The organism is Pseudofrankia coriaricola, from assembly GCF_001854805.1.
Classification (GTDB): Bacteria; Actinomycetota; Actinomycetes; order Frankiales; family Frankiaceae; genus Pseudofrankia.
Genome location: NZ_MBLO01000259.1, coordinates 1 through 16,260 on the forward strand (window position 1 = coordinate 1; position 16,260 = coordinate 16,260).

The 16,260-nt window shown below is 73.5% G+C and carries 13 protein-coding genes and 1 pseudogene; 10 read left to right on the forward strand and 4 right to left on the reverse strand.

Features of this window, described 5'->3' with window-relative positions; translation table 11 throughout:
- The 4 genes and pseudogenes from BCD48_RS38175 to BCD48_RS38185 form a co-directional block, all read left to right on the forward strand.
- On the forward strand, positions 1-595 hold a 595-nt coding region (locus BCD48_RS38175; RefSeq protein WP_274536626.1), incomplete at its 5' end, for a TCP-1/cpn60 chaperonin family protein.
- A gap of 311 nt (positions 596-906) precedes the next feature.
- Positions 907-1,014, forward strand: a pseudogene (locus tag BCD48_RS57005) (DUF2510 domain-containing protein); the annotation flags it as partial.
- A gap of 216 nt (positions 1,015-1,230) precedes the next feature.
- A complete protein-coding gene (locus BCD48_RS38180; RefSeq protein WP_312629123.1) occupies positions 1,231-1,959 on the forward strand; it encodes an LURP-one-related/scramblase family protein in 729 nt (242 codons plus the stop codon).
- A gap of 428 nt (positions 1,960-2,387) precedes the next feature.
- Positions 2,388-3,086: a Uma2 family endonuclease gene (locus BCD48_RS38185; RefSeq protein WP_083419823.1), complete on the forward strand. Its 699-nt coding sequence runs from the start codon at positions 2,388-2,390 to the stop codon at positions 3,084-3,086.
- A 384-nt stretch (positions 3,087-3,470) separates the two neighbouring features.
- Here the strand turns inward: BCD48_RS38185 and BCD48_RS38190 are convergent, their stop codons facing one another.
- Complete coding sequence (locus BCD48_RS38190; protein ID WP_071053282.1) at positions 3,471-5,108, reverse strand: DNA repair helicase XPB; 1,638 nt, start codon at positions 5,106-5,108, stop codon at positions 3,471-3,473.
- A 493-nt stretch (positions 5,109-5,601) separates the two neighbouring features.
- On the opposite strand from BCD48_RS38190, the gene BCD48_RS38195 reads away from it, so the two are divergent.
- Both BCD48_RS38195 and BCD48_RS38200 read left to right on the forward strand, forming a co-directional pair.
- Positions 5,602-6,666 carry a DUF5926 family protein gene (locus tag BCD48_RS38195; RefSeq protein ID WP_083419824.1) on the forward strand — a complete coding sequence of 355 codons (1,065 nt, stop codon included), beginning with the start codon at positions 5,602-5,604 and terminating at the stop codon, positions 6,664-6,666.
- A gap of 101 nt (positions 6,667-6,767) precedes the next feature.
- Complete coding sequence (locus BCD48_RS38200; protein WP_071053284.1) at positions 6,768-7,988, forward strand: FAD-dependent monooxygenase; 1,221 nt, start codon at positions 6,768-6,770, stop codon at positions 7,986-7,988.
- A gap of 61 nt (positions 7,989-8,049) precedes the next feature.
- Here BCD48_RS38200 and BCD48_RS38205 read toward each other — a convergent pair whose 3' ends face one another.
- A complete protein-coding gene (locus BCD48_RS38205) occupies positions 8,050-9,165 on the reverse strand; it encodes an ABC transporter ATP-binding protein (protein ID WP_198543574.1) in 1,116 nt (371 codons plus the stop codon).
- 169 nt (positions 9,166-9,334) lie between these two features.
- Here BCD48_RS38205 and BCD48_RS38210 point away from each other — a divergent pair, with 169 nt between their 5' ends.
- Together BCD48_RS38210 and BCD48_RS38215 are read left to right on the forward strand one after the other, a co-directional pair.
- The gene (locus BCD48_RS38210; RefSeq protein ID WP_071053285.1) at positions 9,335-10,081 is read left to right on the forward strand and encodes an ABC transporter permease; all 747 of its coding nucleotides are present in this window, start codon (positions 9,335-9,337) and stop codon (positions 10,079-10,081) included.
- On the forward strand, positions 10,078-10,878 hold the full coding sequence (locus BCD48_RS38215; protein WP_083419876.1) for an ABC transporter permease: 801 nt from the start codon (positions 10,078-10,080) through the stop codon (positions 10,876-10,878). The genes BCD48_RS38210 and BCD48_RS38215 overlap by 4 nt, the downstream gene beginning before the upstream one ends.
- Here the strand turns inward: BCD48_RS38215 and BCD48_RS38220 are convergent.
- Entirely contained in the window at positions 10,869-11,717 is an 849-nt protein-coding gene (locus BCD48_RS38220; RefSeq protein WP_274536628.1) for a phosphotransferase family protein, read from the reverse strand. The two genes, BCD48_RS38215 and BCD48_RS38220, sit on opposite strands and share 10 nt — an antisense overlap.
- 140 nt (positions 11,718-11,857) lie before the next feature.
- A complete protein-coding gene (locus BCD48_RS38225; RefSeq protein ID WP_083419826.1) occupies positions 11,858-13,387 on the reverse strand; it encodes an NsdA family TPR-like regulatory protein in 1,530 nt (509 codons plus the stop codon).
- A 651-nt stretch (positions 13,388-14,038) separates the two neighbouring features.
- On the opposite strand from BCD48_RS38225, the gene BCD48_RS38230 reads away from it, so the two are divergent.
- Positions 14,039-14,989 carry a GNAT family N-acetyltransferase gene (locus BCD48_RS38230; RefSeq protein WP_071053286.1) on the forward strand — a complete coding sequence of 317 codons (951 nt, stop codon included), beginning with the start codon at positions 14,039-14,041 and terminating at the stop codon, positions 14,987-14,989.
- On the forward strand, positions 14,986-15,879 hold the full coding sequence (gene folP, locus BCD48_RS38235; protein WP_083419828.1) for a dihydropteroate synthase: 894 nt from the start codon (positions 14,986-14,988) through the stop codon (positions 15,877-15,879). Before BCD48_RS38230 ends, folP begins: the two co-directional genes overlap by 4 nt.
- The last annotated feature ends 381 nt before the right edge of the window (positions 15,880-16,260 follow it).

Sequence of the window (16,260 nt, forward strand, 5' to 3'; positions counted from 1 at the left end):
GGTCAGCCAGATCCGCAACGAGATCGAGAAGTCAGACTCGGACTACGACCGCGAGAAGCTGCAGGAGCGGCTGGCCAAGCTCGCCGGCGGCGTCGCCGTCGTCAAGGTGGGCGCGGCGACCGAGGTCGAGCTCAAGGAGAAGAAGCACCGGATCGAGGACGCCGTCTCGAACGCGAAGGCGGCCGTCGAGGAGGGCATCGTCGCCGGCGGTGGCGTCGCCCTGCTCCAGGCCTCGATCAGTGCCTTCGACAAGTTGGACCTCAGCGGCGACGAGCTCACCGGCGCGAACATCGTCAAGCTCGCGCTCGAGGCGCCGATCAAGCAGATCGCCTTCAACAGCGGTCTCGAGGGCGGCGTCGTGGTCGACAAGGTGCGCAACCTGCCGATCGGCCACGGCCTCAACGCGGCCACCGGCGAGTACGTCGACATGCTGGCCACCGGCATCATCGACCCGGCCAAGGTGACCCGCTCGGCGCTGCAGAACGCCGCGTCGATCGCCGGTCTCTTCCTCACCACCGAGGCCGTCATCGCCGACAAGCCCGAGAAGAACGCCGCCCCGGCCATGCCGGGCGGCGGCGGCGAGATGGACTTCTGACGACGGGCTAACCATGCTCGTTGACCTCCGGTCAACTTCGCCGGAGGTCGTCAGAAGATATCTGCTCCGGGGGGGCGACCCCCGGACCCCCGATGTCGCGCTTCGCGCGACGAGGGGTCGGGCTCCCGCCGGGCGGATGCCTCTGACGCGGAAGTTCACAGCAGGACAGCACGTAGGAGGGGCGGTCCCGGGAGGGGCCGCCCCTTCGTGTCTGCTCCGCTCGAAAACCGGTCGACCACAAGAAGTGATCGGGCGCGGGATGTCGCGCGGCCGGCATGGCCTTTGCGACTGGCCAGTGCAAGGCTTGGCGCATGTCGCAGAATTCCCCCACGCCGGGCTGGTACCAGGACCCGTCAGGTGCGCCGGGTCTCCGGTGGTGGGACGGCACCCAGTGGACGACGCACACGCAGCCAGCACCACAGGGCCAGCCGACGCCACCGCACCAGGCGCAGCCGCAGCCCGGCCAGCAAGCGCCGGGTGGGTCCCAGGCCGGCCCATACGCACCCCAGGCTCCTCAGGCACAGCCCCAGCAGCAGCCTGGCGGCTACCCGCCGGGGCCCGGCCAGTCGGGGCCGGGATGGCAGCAAGGGCCCGGGCAGCAGGGGCCTGTTCCGGGGCAGCAGGGGCAGTGGGGGATGGCTCAGGGCGGTCCGGGCGCGCCAGGTGGGTACGCGCCGGCGCCGGTGCAGACGGCCTACACGCCGGACAAGGTCCAGCAGCAGGTCCAGCAGCAGGCCGGGGTCGCTCCGGCCGGCCCGGGCGGAGGCTCGATCTTCTCCGAGCCGGTGCTGGTCGTGAACCAGAAGACCCAGCTCATCGAGGTCACCAACCAGTACGCCGTCTTCGACCAGCAGGGCCGCCAGATCGCCTCGGTGGTCGAGGTCGGGCAGAGCACGGCGAAGAAGGTCGCCCGGGTACTCACGTCGCTCGACCAGTACATGACCCACAAGCTGGAGGTGCGCGACCCGGGCGGCATGGTCCAGCTGGTGCTCACCCGCCCGGCGAAGCTGCTCAAGTCGCGGGTCGTCGTCACCCGGCCCGACGGCTCCGAGATCGGGCAGATCGTCCAGCAGAACGCGATCGGGAAGATCCGGTTCGGCCTGATGGTCGGCGAGCACCAGATCGGCATGATCAAGGCGGAGAACTGGCGTGCCTGGAACTTCGCCATCGTCGACCACAACGACGTCGAGGTCGCCCGGATCACCAAGACCTGGGAGGGGGTGCTGCGCACGATGTTCACGACGGCCGACAACTACGTCGTGCAGATCCACCACCGCCTCGCGGACCCGCTGCTCAGCCTGGTCATCGCCTCGGCCCTGACCGTCGACACCGCGCTCAAGCAGGACTCCCGCGGCTGGAACTAGCGCCGCCACGAGCGTTCGCCCGGCAGCACTCGACTGATTGATCACCACCGGCGTGTCGTCGTGGTCGCGGATCCGACCAGATCCCGACCACAGCGACACCCACAGCGATCATGAATGATCGTGAGTGGGGCGGACGCCTGCTGACGCGGTGCCAGGTGAGTGGTCCGAGCGAGCAGGCAAGACGGCCAGGGCCCGGAAGATCCGGTTGAACCGGAAGATCCGGTTGACCGCCGGTTGCGGGGGGCTGAGGGAGACTCGCGCGGCGGATGCCCACAGCGGGCCGATTGGTTGAAGGTCGCGCGACAGTTGAAGGTCGCGCGACAATAGACGAAACTCGCGCGGCCGGAGGCCCACGGCGGGTCGAAGGCCCGACTTCGGTCAACAACCTCTTAGACAGACGGGCGGGCGGGCGACAGGATGGCCGCGTGATGCAGCAGGCAGTCACACAGGCACGCAAGCACCTTCCCACGGTGATCCTGCCCGCCCCGCCGGTGACGGTGGCCGCGCTGGAGGCGGCCGAGGCTGACGACGGGCGGGTGGAACTCCTCGACGGGCTGTGCGTGCTGCGCCCATGGCCGACACCGCTGCGCACCCGCGTCATCCAGCGGCTCGCCGAGCGGCTCGCCGACGCCGCCCCCTCAGGCGCGTACGTCTACCCGCACGGCGTGAGCATCGAGGTCTCCGCGCGCACGCTGCTCGCCCCGGACATCATCGTCGGCCCAGCCCCCACCCTGGTGTCGGTCCCGTCCCCCACGCCCGTGCCAGGGCCAGGGCCAGGGCTGACGGCCGTGGCGCCGGCGCAGGGCGCCAGCGGGCAGGCGCCCGCGGGCGCAGTCGCGAGGAGCCGGATCGGCGATCTGCCGTTCCTCGTCGTCGAGGTGGCCGACGAGAGCACTCGCCGCTACGACCGGACCCTCAAGCTGGACGTCTACCGGGAACGCGGGATCCCGTCCTGCTGGCTGGTCGACCCGGACCCGGCCGCGGCCACCGCCACCGTCGAGGTGTACGACCTCATCGACGGCGCCTACGTCCGCACCGGCGAGGTCCGCGGCACCGCCCCGCTGACCGTGAGCCGCCCGTTCCCAGTCACGATCGTCCCCGCCGACCTGATCGACCCCCCCGAGTGACCCACGCCCGCAGGGACATCCCATGGGGTACGGCATCAAGCCGCCGGTGGTCGCGATGTCGTTCTGGCGAGCAATGTACGCAACCCAGCCACCGATGGTGACGGCGCATCAGCGCAGCACCCGGGGTCCCTGCCGGATCGACGGACGGGGTCCCTGCCGGATCGGCGAAGCCGATCTGGGAGGTCGTGATCTGGGAGGTCTGCCAGCCACCTCGTCAGCCCGGAGCCAGCCTTACCACCGCCATATGCCAGGACCCGGAACCACGTGGGGAGGGCGCTCAGCGCCCGCGGACCTCCCAGATTGGCTCCGCGAGCTCCGCCAATCCGGCAGGAACCCCGGGCGCTGCCCGGTTGCGGGCGCGGAGCGTCCGGCAACGGGAGCGCCTTAGGCGATGTCGGCGGCGTCGACGATGGTGTAGGCGTAGCCCTGCTCGGCCAGGAAGCGCTGGCGATGGGCGGCGTACTCCTGGTCGAGGGTGTCGCGGGAGACGACCGTGTAGAAGTGCGCGGAGCGGCCGTCGACCTTGGGGCGCAGCACGCGGCCGAGGCGTTGCGCCTCCTCCTGGCGGGAGCCGAACGTGCCGCTGACCTGGATCGCGACGCCCGCCTCCGGCAGGTCGATCGAGACGTTCGCGACCTTGGAGACGACCAGTGTGGTGATCTCGCCGGTCCGGAACGCCTCGAACAGCCGCTCCCGCTCCTTCGTCCGGGTGCTGCCCTGGATGACGGGTGCGTCGAGGTTGCGCCCGAGCGTCTCCAGCTGGTCGAGGTAGGCCCCGATGACGAGCACCCGGTCGTCGGAGTGCTTCCGGACCAGCCGCTCGACCACACCGTGCTTGGACAGCGCCGTCGCGCACATCTTGTAACGCTCGTCGGGCTCGGCGACGGCGTAGGACATCCGTTCGTCCTCGGTGAGGGTCACCCGCACCTCGGTGCATTCCGCCGGCGCGATCCAGCCCTGCGCCTCGATCTCACGCCAGGGCGCGTCGTACCGCTTCGGGCCGATCAGGGAGAACACGTCGCCCTCGCGGCCGTCCTCGCGCACCAGCGTCGCCGTCAGGCCGAGCCGCCGCCTCGACTGGATGTCGGCGGTCATCCGGAACACCGGGGCGGGCAGCAGGTGAACCTCGTCGTAGAGGATGAGACCCCAGTCGCGGGCGCCGAACAGGTCGAGGTGCAGGTATTCGCCACCGCGACGCGCGGTCATGACCTGGTAGGTGGCGATCGTGACCGGCCGGACCTCTTTGCGCTCCCCGGAGTACTCGCCGATCTCGTCCTCGGTCAGCGACGTGCGCCGCAGCAGCTCGCTGCGCCACTGCCGGCCGGCGACCGTGTTGGTGACGAGGATCAGGGTGGTGCTGCTCGCCCTCGCCATCGCCGCGGCGCCGACGATCGTCTTGCCCGCGCCGCTGGGCAGCACGATCACGCCCGAGCCGCCCTCCCAGAAGCCCGCGACGGCGCCCTTCTGGTAGTCGCGCAGCTGCCAGCCTTCCTCACGCAGCTCGATCGCGTGGGCCTCGCCGTCGACGTAGCCGGCCAGGTCGTCGGCCGGCCAGCCGAGCTTGAGCAGCGCCTGCTTGAGCCGGCCCCGCTCGGACGGGTGGACGATGACCGTGTCGTCGTCAACCTTCGCCCCGAGCATCGGCGCGATCCGTTTAGCCCGGGTGACCTCGACCAGCACCGCCCGGTCGATGGCACGCAGCACCAGGCCGTGTACCGGATCGTTCTCCAGGCGCAGCCGGCCGTAGCGGTCCATCGTGTCGGCCACGTCGACTAGCAGTGCGTGCGGCACGGCATAGCGGGAGTAGGTGACCAGCGCGTCGACGACCTGCTCGGCGTCGTGCCCGGCGGCACGGGCGTTCCACAACGCGAGCGGGGTGATCCGATAGGTGTGGACGTGCTCGGGCGAGCGCTCCAGCTCGGCGAACGGCGCGATCCCCGCCCGCGCCTGGGTCGCGAGCGGGTGGTCGACCTCCAGCAGCAGCGTCTTGTCCGACTGGACAATGAGCGGCCCGTCAGCCATATGCTTCCCCACAGATCTGCCAGTGCAGTGGTCCCTGCCCGCCCGTACGTTCCGCCGTCATCCGAACTCGGCAGGCAGATCTGCGGGGACCCCTCGCCTGAACAAACGTCAAAGACGTCATTGGACTTGCGGCCGGGCCTCGGAAAGGCACGCCGACGGGCACGCCGCAGGCTGGGCTGGGCTGGCAAGCATGAGGTCGACGTTACCCGCTCCCGACAACTCGACCGCACGCACACCCTGCGAGGTCGAGGTCGAGAGGCTGGCCACGCACCGAGGGGCGCCCGAGTCCGCGGTGACGCGGCGGTCATGCCCTAGCCTTACGACGTCCAGCCGAAGGCCGCGCGATCGTGGCGAAGCCCGGCGCGACCAGAGGCCGAGATCCATGTCCCGGCCGAAGACCGCGATCGTGGCTAAGCCCCGCGCGGCCGGCGGCCGAGATCCATACCAGCGGACGCCAGCGGAACGGCTGCGTCCTTGACATCGGGAGCCCGCCATCGCTCGCCGAACCGCCCCAGCACCCAGGACCTCCACCGCGGCGAGCGGCGCCCTCGGCAGCGTGCCCGAGGCGGGGCCGCGCCAGCCGTGCCCATGCGGCTCGGGCCGCCGTTACAAGGCCTGCCACGGCGCCAGGACGCGTCCCGCGCCGGTGCTGCGGCCGTTCGTCGGCCGCGCTGACGAGCCGGACCTGGTCGCGCTGCGAGAACTGGTGCCCAGCGCGACCGCGCCGGTGGCCCTGCACCCCGACCACCTCGCCAAGCACCCCGAGCACGCCGGCCGCAAGATCACTATCGGCACGATGCTGCCGCAGGCGGCGCCGGCGCTGGTCCGTGACACCGGCGAGATCCTGCTGGCCACCCAGACCCTCACCCCCGGCCTCGACGCGTCCGCCGACATCGCGGGCGCGCTGCTGGCGGCGCTCGCCGCGGAGCCAGGCACCGTCGTCGACGACGGTCCGGTCTCGGCGCTGGCCGCCGTGGAACGCCTGCCGCAGGGGCTCGCCGGCCTTCCCCGCCTTGTCGACCTGCTCGCCCCGGCCCCGCTGGAGGTCACCGTGCACCCCGGCTTCGGCTGGTGGCTGCCGCCGGCCGAGGACGACTCCCCCGGCCTGTCCAGCGAGGTGCAGGCCAGTCTCGAACGGGCGAACGCCACGGTCGTGCCCACCGCCCGGCTGAGCTCCGTCGAAGCCGCCTACTGGACCCAGCCCGGCGACAAGCGCCACCTGCGCTGGGTGCTGCCATTCCCGGCCGAGGAAGACGGCGGGGCCGGCCTGGCGAGAGCCGGAGCCGAGGAGCAGCTGCTCGACGCGCTCGCCCGGCTCGCCGCCGCCGGCGCGTTGACCGTCGGAGACGGGTCGCGTTTCGTCGGCTCGTTCCGGGCCGACGGGCTGGTCGTCCCGGTCTGGGACCTCGCGCCGGACGCCGACGCGGACAGCTGCGAGGAACCTGCGGCTGCGCTGCGCGCCGCGCTGGACGGCGTGCTGGCCGACCGCCGCCCGCTGACAGGCGAGGAGCGCCGCGTCCGCGCCGGCGTCGTCGGCCGCACCCTGACGCTGCGCTGAGCGCCGTGGTCCCTTGCCGGGGGACGCGAGGATGATGGCGGCGATACCGCCGATGCCGCCGCGACCGAGACGAGGCCACTCCTGATGCCGGACCGTGCCTGATGGCGGACTTCGACGTCGTCGTGATCGGGGCCGGGCCGGCAGGGGCCGCGGCCGCGCGGGTCGCCGCGGCGGCGGGAGCCCGCGTCTGTCTGCTCGAACGCGCCGTGCTGCCGCGTTACAAGACCTGCGGCGGCGGGCTCGTCGGGATGTCCCGCGACCAGATCGCCGCCGCCGGGCTCGACTGGGCCGGCCTCGCGCGCGCCCAGGTCGACGCGCTCACGATGACGCTCGACGGCCGGCTGAAGGTCACCCGGCGCCGCCGCGACGGCCAGCCGATCCTCGCGATGGTGATGCGCCCCGAGTTCGACGCCGCCCTGGTCGACGCGGCCAAGGCGGCGGGCGCCGAGGTGCGGACCGCGACCACGGTCACCGAGGTGCGCGACGCCGGCGCGGACGGGGTCGCGGTGGCGGTGCGCGGCGGGCCCGACCTGGTCGCCTCGGTCGTCGTCGGCGCGGACGGGACGTCCTCGCGCGCGGCCAGCTACGTCGGGGTGCGCTGCGACCAGGTGGACGTGGGCCTGGAAGGCGAGTTCCGGGTGCCGTCCTACCTCGCCGCCCGGTGGGAGCGGCGGATGTTGCTGGACTGGGGCCCGGTGCCCGGTTCATACGGCTGGGTGTTCCCGAAGTTTCGCCGGACAGGGGCCGCCGGAGGTGCGAAGGAAGAGCATTTTCGCACCTCCTTTGGCCCGGAGGGCGACGTCCTGACCGTCGGCGTGATCGGGTCGCGCGACGAGGGCCCCGCGCTGCGCGCCTACTACGAGAAGTTCGTCGCCTCGCTGGGCATCGCGGACCTGCCCCGCCAGCACGACTCCGGACACCTCACCCGGGTGCGCGCCGGCGACTCACCGGTGCGCCGCGGCCGGGTGCTGGTCGCCGGGGACGCCGCCGGCCTGCTCGACCCGTGGACGCGGGAGGGCATCTCGTTCGCGCTGCGCTCCGGCCGGCTCGCGGGCGCGGCGGCGGCCGCGGCGGCGGGCGGCGACCCGGCCGCGCTGGGCACCTACCCGGAGCGGGTCGAGGCCGTGTTCGGCTCAGAACTCGCCGCAGGCCGGGTACTGCTCGGGCTGTACAGCCGCCGGCCGGACCTGATGCACACGATGATGTCGGCCGGCCCAGGTGCGTTCGGCCTGTTCACCCGGATCATCGACGGCCGCTCGACGATCGCCCGCCAGCTGCGCCGCCCCGGCGTCACCGCCACCGTCGCGGCCCTGTCGCGCTAGGGCCAAGGCCACGCGAGACCCGACGCGCGCCGCGCGGGACCTACCAGCATGGCTCGGGCGGTCAGTGGTCGTCGGCGGAGCGCAGCGCTGTGTGTAGCGAGGCTGGGGTCAGGTAGCCGGCGAGGCTGCCGGGGCCGTCGCCGTTCCCGTCGTCGTAGACGGGCAGCCGCGCGTCGGCACGCGCCAGGAGAGCGGTGAGCGCCTCTGAGAGCGTCGCTCCGACGACGATGGGCTGCTCCGGGCGATACGCCGCCGACCCGCCCGCGACCCCGGGGCCGGATCCGCCGGCTACAGCGGCGGCGGACGTGGGAGCCGCCGTGGTCTCCGCGGGCACGGCGCCCGCCGGTTGCGCGGCGCGCGCACCGGCCGCGGGCGGCTCGAGGGCTTCGCGGCGCAGCGGGATGACATCCAGGCGACGCAGGGTGCGTTCGGCGCCGGTGAAGTCGGCGACGAACGGGGTCGCCGGCCGCGCCAGGATCCGAGCGGGGGTGTCGATCTGCTCCAGGCTCCCGCCTTCGGGGCCCGCGCGGAGGACCGCGACCCGGTCGGCGAGCCGGATCGCCTCGTCGATGTCGTGCGTGACGAAGACGATCGTCTTGCTGATCTCCCGGCGCAGCCGGGCGAACTCGTCCTGGAGGCGTGCGCGGGCGATCGGGTCGATGGCGGAGAACGGCTCGTCCATCAGCAGCACCGGCGGGTCGGCGGCGAGCGCCCTGGCGACCCCGACCCGCTGCTGCTGCCCGCCGGACAGCTCATGCGGATAGCGGTCGCCGACGACCGCCGGGTCGAGCCCGACCAGTTCCAGCAGCTCGTCGGCGCGCGCCCGGGTCCTGGCCCGGTTCCAGCGCAGCAGCCTGGGCACGCAGCCCACGTTCGCCCGGACCGTCAGGTGCGGGAACAGGCCCACCTGCTGGATCACGTAGCCGACCCGGCGGCGCAGTTTCACCGGGTCTAGCGCGCGCACGTCCTCGCCGGCGAGCAGGATCCGCCCGGCGGTCGACTCCACCAGCCGGTTGATCATTTTCATGGTCGTGGTCTTGCCGCACCCGGACGGCCCGACCAGACAGACCAGCTCGCCGTCGCCGATCTCGAACGACAGATCCGCGACCGCGACCGTTCCATCCGGGTAGGTCTTCCCTACCCCCTCCAGTACGATCATCGGCTCGGCAGCCGGCACGCGGCCCGCTCCTCAATCCGTGAGGTCGGCGACGGGATCCGCCGACCGCGACGGGACTCGCCCAGACGGGATACGCCCAAGGGAAACAGGCAGTGGCGACGCCGGCCATCCGCTCATTCCGGGCAGGACAGCGGGTATTCGCACCCAGCCGGTCGGATAGCGTGCGGGCATGGCGTCGGCGGGTGGGAACTGCCTCACGCGCAACGAGTGGATCTGCGGCCGGTACCTGAGTACCAGGTCCGACGAGATCCTCGCGGCGCTACGCGAGCACATCGACCTCACGGTCACCTCGGTCGCGCTCGGGGTCGCGGTGGCGGTACCCCTCGTGCTCGTCGCGCGCCGCTGGCGGCCCGCGGTCGGCGTAGTCGGCGGTGCCACCAGCATCCTGTACACGATCCCCTCGCTGGCCTTCTTCGCGCTGTTGCTGCCGGTGTCCGGGCTGTCCACGACGACGGTACGCACCGGCCTGGTGATCTACACGCTCGTCATCCTCTTCCGCGGCTTCATCGCGGGCCTCGACGGGGTCCCGCCGGACGTCCTGGAGTCCGCGCGCGGGATGGGCTACGGCTCGGTGCGGCTGCTGCTCACCGTCGAGCTGCCGCTGGCGCTGCCCGCGATCGTCACCGCGCTGCGGGTCGCCACCGTCTCCACGGTCGCGCTGGTGACGGTAGGCGCGACGATCGGCCACGGCGGCCTCGGCAATCTGATCTACGACGGCCTCGGCAGCACGTTCAGGGCCGAGGTGCTCACCGCCTCGGTCCTGTGCCTGGCGCTCGCCGTGGTCGCGGACCTGCTGCTCGTCGGGCTGGAACGGCTCGTCACCCCGTGGCGGCGGGCGCGCGGCACCCGGCGGCCGGCCGGCGCGGCCACCGCGGCCAAGGCGGCCGCCGCGACGTCCACCGAGGCGCACTCGTGAGCACGGTCGCCGACGCCACCCGCTGGCTGACCGACGGTGCGCACTGGTCCGGCGACGACGGGATCCCGGCGCGCCTCGGCGAGCACCTGATCCTCACGGGAGCGTCGGTCGGGATCGCCGCGGCCGTCGCGTTGCCGGTCGGGATCTGGCTGGGCCACCGTGGGCGAGGCGGGGCACTCGCCGTCAACATCTCGGGCGCGCTGCGCGCGGTGCCGACGTTCGCCGTGCTGGTGCTGCTGGCCATCGGCCCGCTTGGCATCGGTGACCGGACGACGATCGTCGCGCTGGTCATCTTCGCGGTCGCCCCGCTGGTGGCGAACAGCTACGTCGGCGTGCGTGAGGTGGACGCCGGCGCGCGCGAGGCGGCCCGCGGCATGGGCATGTCCGGCTGGCAGCTGCTCACCCGGGTGGAGCTGCCGCTCGCGCTGCCCCTGATCATGCTGGGTGTCCGGCTCGCGGCGGTGCAGGTGGTGGCGACGGCGACCATCGCCGCGCTCATCGGCGGCGGCGGGCTGGGCCGCTTCGTCGTCGACGGCCTCGCCCAGCACGACCAGCCGCAGGTGCTGGGCGGCGCCGTCCTCGTCGCCGTGCTGGCTCTCAGCATGGACGGCCTGCTGCTCGGGCTCACCCGCCTGCTCGCCCCGGCCGGTGCCACCACCCGCCGGGGAGCGAGTCGACGCGGGCATGCCCGCCCGGCCGGCTCCACCGTGAGGTCGGTGACGAACTCGGTGACGAACTCGGTCGCGGGCCCCGCTGTCGGGCCGGCGCCGGCGACCAGGCGTCCGGATCAGCCGTAGGGGCGCCAGCGCACGGTCCGGTCGCCGGTACGCAGGCTCTGGAGGCGGACCCGGAACTGCGCGGCGGCGGTCGGGTTGCTGGAGAGGATCGGCAGCACGCTGGTGACCAGTTTCAGCTCGCGGACGGCCCGCAGCACCGGCCAGCCGTCCCACCGAGTGACGTCCACGCCGTAGGCCGCGGCGAGCTGGGTGTGCGAGCCGGGCGGGTAGGCGAACCGTGTCGCGCCGACGGCCAGGGGGATGAGGTCCCACTCGGCTGGGCCGATGCTCACCGAGTCGAAATCACAGAGCACCACCTGCCCGTCCGGTCGCCTGATGAGGTTGCCGAGATGGGCGTCCCCGTGGATCACCGCGGTCGGCAGCTGGTAGCGGACGGTCCGCAGGCCGGCCTCGACCCGGCCGACCAGCTCTTCGAGGAACACCCGGTCGGCGGCCGGCAGCGCCTCCGCGTCGGACATCCGCCGCCGGACGTCGTCGAGCGGATCCCACCGGGGCAGCGCCGGCCTGGGCGGCGCCAGGGCGTGCAGGCCGCGCAGCGCGGCGCCGAGCTCGGCGGCCGTGGGTGCCGGCGGGGCGCCAGGACCCGCGTCGACCCAGATCGTGGCCTGTGCGCCCCCCGCCGCCACCGGCGCCGGCACCGCCGGCAGCAGCCGGACCGCCGGCACGCCCTCGTCCTCGAGCCAACGGGCGACCTGGACGACCTTGGGTATCCGGTGCGTCATCGCCGCCGAGGTGGCGACACGTACCACGGCGCCGGCCCGCGGCAACCGGTAGACGGAGTTGACGGTGAGCTTGAGCGCGACCGCGTCGGTGTCGTCCAGCCCGGCCACGGCGCAGATCGCCGAGAGGGCCCGGCGGGATGCCTCGGCGGTGAACCGGCCGTCGGCGCCCGGTAACTCGGGATCCCGCTCGGAAGCAGGCGAGTCACCTCGCTCGTCACCCGGTCCGCCCGCCTGCGTTCCCCCCCGGGAACCGCCCGTCAGCCGTTCACTTCCGGGAGCGCCCGAACGGGCATGCCAGGTCCACCGGCCGCCGTGGCGGCACCCGGCGGGCCGTTGCCCGGCCGCTGCTCGGACGCCGAGCGCTGCCATTCGCGGACCAGGGTGGCCAGCTCACGCACCTCCGGCACCTCACCGTGTACGCGGGTCGCCGCCAGCACCTGGTCGGCGCGGCCGGACACCGAGGCGACCGTGCGGCCCCAGGAGATCTGGATCGCCTCGCTGGCCAGCGAGCACACTCGCTCGAGCTCGAGCCGCCCCGCCCTGGCGAGAGCCAGCGACAGGTCGAGGCGGATCACCGAGCGGAAGCCCGGGGCGTCCATCCCGTCCAGCTTCGGCAGCGCCAGCTCGGCATGCTCCTCGGCGGCTCGCGGCCGCCCGAGCAGGCACAGCGCCGTTGTCGCGTTGTACGCGACCTCCACCGGGTTGAACTCGTCGAAGCTTGGGCCGGGCCGTCCCCAGCGGTCCGGCGGGATCTCGTCGGCGAGGTCGTAGGCGTGGTCCAGCGCGCGGGCGGCGCCCTGGACGTCGCCCAGGCCGGCGAGCGCCCTCGCCTCCTGGCAGACCAGCCGGGCGCGCACGGGCCCGCCCGTGGCGTGGCGCTGTCCGTCCCTGGCCAGCCGCAGCGCCTCGTCGGGCCGGCCGTCGTAGAACTCGGCGACGGCGCCGACCTCACGAGCCGAACCGCACAGCTGTCCGTCGCCGGCGGCGAGCCCGGCGGCGTACCCCTGGGCGGTGAGCGCCCGGGCGGCGGTGACGTTGCCCTGCTTGAAGGCGGCGTCGGCGCGCAGCACCGCGACGCGGCCCGCCACCACCCGCAGCCGCTTCCACTGGCCGTCGGCCATCCGGCGGCGAGCCAGCCGCTCCAAGCCGCGGTGCAGCCGCGCGGTCTGGGCGAGGACGTGCGTAGGCGGGATCACCTCGTGCGCGCCGAGCGCCTGGCCGAGGAGGTGCTCGGCCCGATCGAGGGCCAGTTGGACGGGACTGGCGGCGAGCATGCCGGATACCTCCAGGATCTGGCCCTCGAGAAGCAACGCGCCCATGGCCACGCCGACGGCCATCCGATGGAACTGACGGCGATCTGAGGACCCTGTATCGGAATCGTCCTCGCCGCGAGGCGTCGCGACGGCCTCCGACGTGGTCTCACGTGTGGTCTCCGCCGGCGGGTGAGCGGGCGTCCCCTGACGGGGGTCGGTCGTGGGCGCCGGTCGCGGCGCGCTCTCGGCCGGCTGGGATCGCCGACCGCCGGTCAGGCCCGGGTAGTCCCCCGGATGGTCGTCAGGAGACCGCCGGGCGACCGGGATGACCGCCTGCCCGGTGGGGCCTGGCGACGCGGGCCAGCGGGTCGCGCCATCGAGGCCGGCTCCGCCGGCCGCGGCGGGCGCGACGGCACCGTCACGCCCGTCGCGCATGTCGTGCCCGTCGCCGGTGTCGGCCGATGCCGACGGCGCGGCCGCGTCGGCGGCATCGTTCCCAGGGTCCTGGGGCAGTCCACCCGTGGCTTGCGGCATCGGGTGTCCCTCCTGTGAAAGGCCGAATCGCCGATGAACCGGCCGTATGGACTAAAATCGGGCTACTTTTGGGACCTTCGACCCTAGCGAAGAGACTAGATCGCCTTTGTGGCAGCGCATACCTGCTCCCGAGAGGGCCCACGGTCGGACCACGCGCGGCGCGGCCCGGCCGGCCCGACCGCCTCGTGATGCCACCCACGCCATCCCGAGCCATACGGGCCTCGCCGCCCCGCGGAGGCGCGGCCTTGCCTACGGACAGTCAGGAATACTCGCGACGACAGCCGCCGCGGCATCCCCTTCCGGCAGATCGTACGAGCGTCCCTGGACCAGCCTCGCGACCTGTCGATGCCGGACTTGTCCGGCATGGTCCCGACTTGTGACCCGGCAAGGCCGCGTGTGCCCAAGCGGATCCCGTCAGCGAGCCGTTGGCATCCTTCGCATGAATCTGACTACTGAAGGTTATGGGCACGGCCTCTCGGTGGCCGTCGCGGGGCGGCGCGCCCGTTCGGTGCGCCCGATGGCCAGGGCCTGCGCCGCACGCCACAGGCCTCCCAGATCCCGGACGGCGGTGGCCGGCATCACGTCCTCAGCCGCCACCTGGCGGCCGGCGAACCCCGTCTGGCCGAGGGGGTTCTCGGTAGCCTCGGGAGCATGTCGGCTCGTGGGGACGCGGTGAGCTCCGGCCGGGAGCCGGTAGCCACGGACCCACTGGTCGCGCCCCGCCGGTTCACGGATCTCGCCGACCCCGCGGCCGACGCGGCCCTCACCCACACCACCGGGTTCGCGGACCGGGCAGCGCTGGCCGCCCACCTGGAGGTGCTGGCCTTCCGCGGCTGGCCGGCATTACGTACCCAGACGCTCGACGGCTGGGTGCTGCGGGACTCCGCCGGCGCCACCCGCCGCGGCAACTCGGTCTGGACATGCGGCGACGTCGCCGACGCGGCGGCGGCCATCGCCGAGGCCGAACGGTTCTACGCGCGCGCCGGCCGCCCATCGACCTTCCAGCTCACGCCCGTATCGCGGCCCGAAGGGCTGGGCGTCGCGTTGGACACGGCCGGCTACGACGACGACAGCGGCCCGACCGATGTGTGCGTCGCGGACCTGGCCGTCCTCATCGCGGGCGTCGCGGGCATCGCCGAGTACGCGGCCGGCCGGACGCGACCGGGCACGGCCGTCCGGACCTGGCAGGATGACGCGCCGGACGAGAGCTGGCTGGACGTCGGCGCCGCCGGCGGGATGTCGATGTTCGGCCCGTACCGGCCGGCGAGCGTCGCGATCCTGTCCCAGATCACCCTGCCCGTGGTCTACGTCACCGCGGCGCTGGACGGCAGACCGGTCGGGGTGGGCCGAGGCGTCGTCGACGGCGAGTGGCTCGGCATCTACAGCATGGCGACACTGCCGGCCGCGCGCGGCCGAGGCGCGGCTACCGCGGTGCTCGCGGCGCTCGCGCGGTGGTCGGCGGCGCTCGGCGCGCGGCGCGCCTACCTGCAGGTGGAGGAGCGCAGTGCCGCGGCGCGCCGGCTCTACGCCGCCCTCGGCTTCCTCCCGGTCTACCGCTACACCTACCGCCGGCGCCCGGCCGCGCCGATGAGGCCCGCATGACCGGCGCGGAGCGCGATCCGGCCCCCACCGCGGACCTCATGGCGCGGCTGCTCGTGCCGGGGCCGACCCGGGTCATGGGCGTCGTGAACGTCACCCCCGACTCGTTCTCGGACGGCGGCACCTACGCCGACCCGGTCGAGGCCGTGCGTGCCGGGCTGCGGATGGTCGCGGACGGCGCCGACCTGGTCGACGTGGGCGGGGAGTCGACCCGGCCGGGCGCGGCCCGCGTCGACGTGGCGGAGGAGTGCCGCCGGGTGCTGCCGGTGGTCGCCGCGCTCGCCGCCGCCGGGGCCGCGGTCAGCGTCGACACCACCAGGGCGGCCGTCGCCGAGGCGGCGCTAGACGCCGGGGCGGTGCTCGTCAACGACGTGTCCGCGGCGGCCGAGCCCGACCTGCTCGCGCTCGTCGCCGAGCGAAGGGCGTACTACGTGCTCATGCACGCCCGGGGAGCGAGCGTGGACATGGCCAAGCGGGCGTACTACGGGGACGTCGTCGCCGACGTGGTCACCGAGCTCGCCGAGCGCCTGGCCGCCGTGCTCGACGCGGGCGTGCGCCGGGAACGCGTGATCATCGATCCGGGCATCGGGTTCGCCAAGCGCTTCGAGCACAACTGGGCGCTGCTGGCCCATCTCGACGCCGTCGCGGCCCTGGGCCGGCCGCTGCTGGTCGGCACGTCCCGCAAGTCCTTTCTCGGCGCCGTGCTCGCGGCGCCCGACGGCGCGGCGCGCCCGGTGGAGCAACGCGAGGACGCCACCCAGGCGACCACCGCGCTGCTGGCCTACCAGGGCGTGTGGGGCGTGCGGGTACACACAGTGCGGCCGGCGGTGGACGCGGTCCGGGTCGTCGGCGCCTGGCGGGCCGCGGAACGTGACGGTTCGTTTGGCGCCTGACGGCCGAAGGCGTCCGCTCGGGCGAGCCTCCAGCCTCCACTGGCTCACCCGAGGTTCCCGCCGGACCGGCTGCCGCGCGAGGTAGGCGCCAAGTGGACGGGCCGGTGGCCGGACCTCTCCTGGCCGATCGGCGGGGAAGGAAGCGTGGTAGGCATGAGCACGGCCCGCGAGACGTTGAGAGGTGGAGTCCGTGGGCGGGCCGGCGCCCACGGCTTCCGGGTCGGCTTCCGGACCTCCCCGATTGGCTTCGCCGGTCGAGCAGGAACCCCGGATCAGGAAGGAACCCGGGTGCCGACGGCCCTCCAGGCGTGACGCGCACGCCGGGCGCGGGAGGTAGATCAGAGCGGACCGACGAGACAGGTCGGGCCGCAGCGGCGGCAC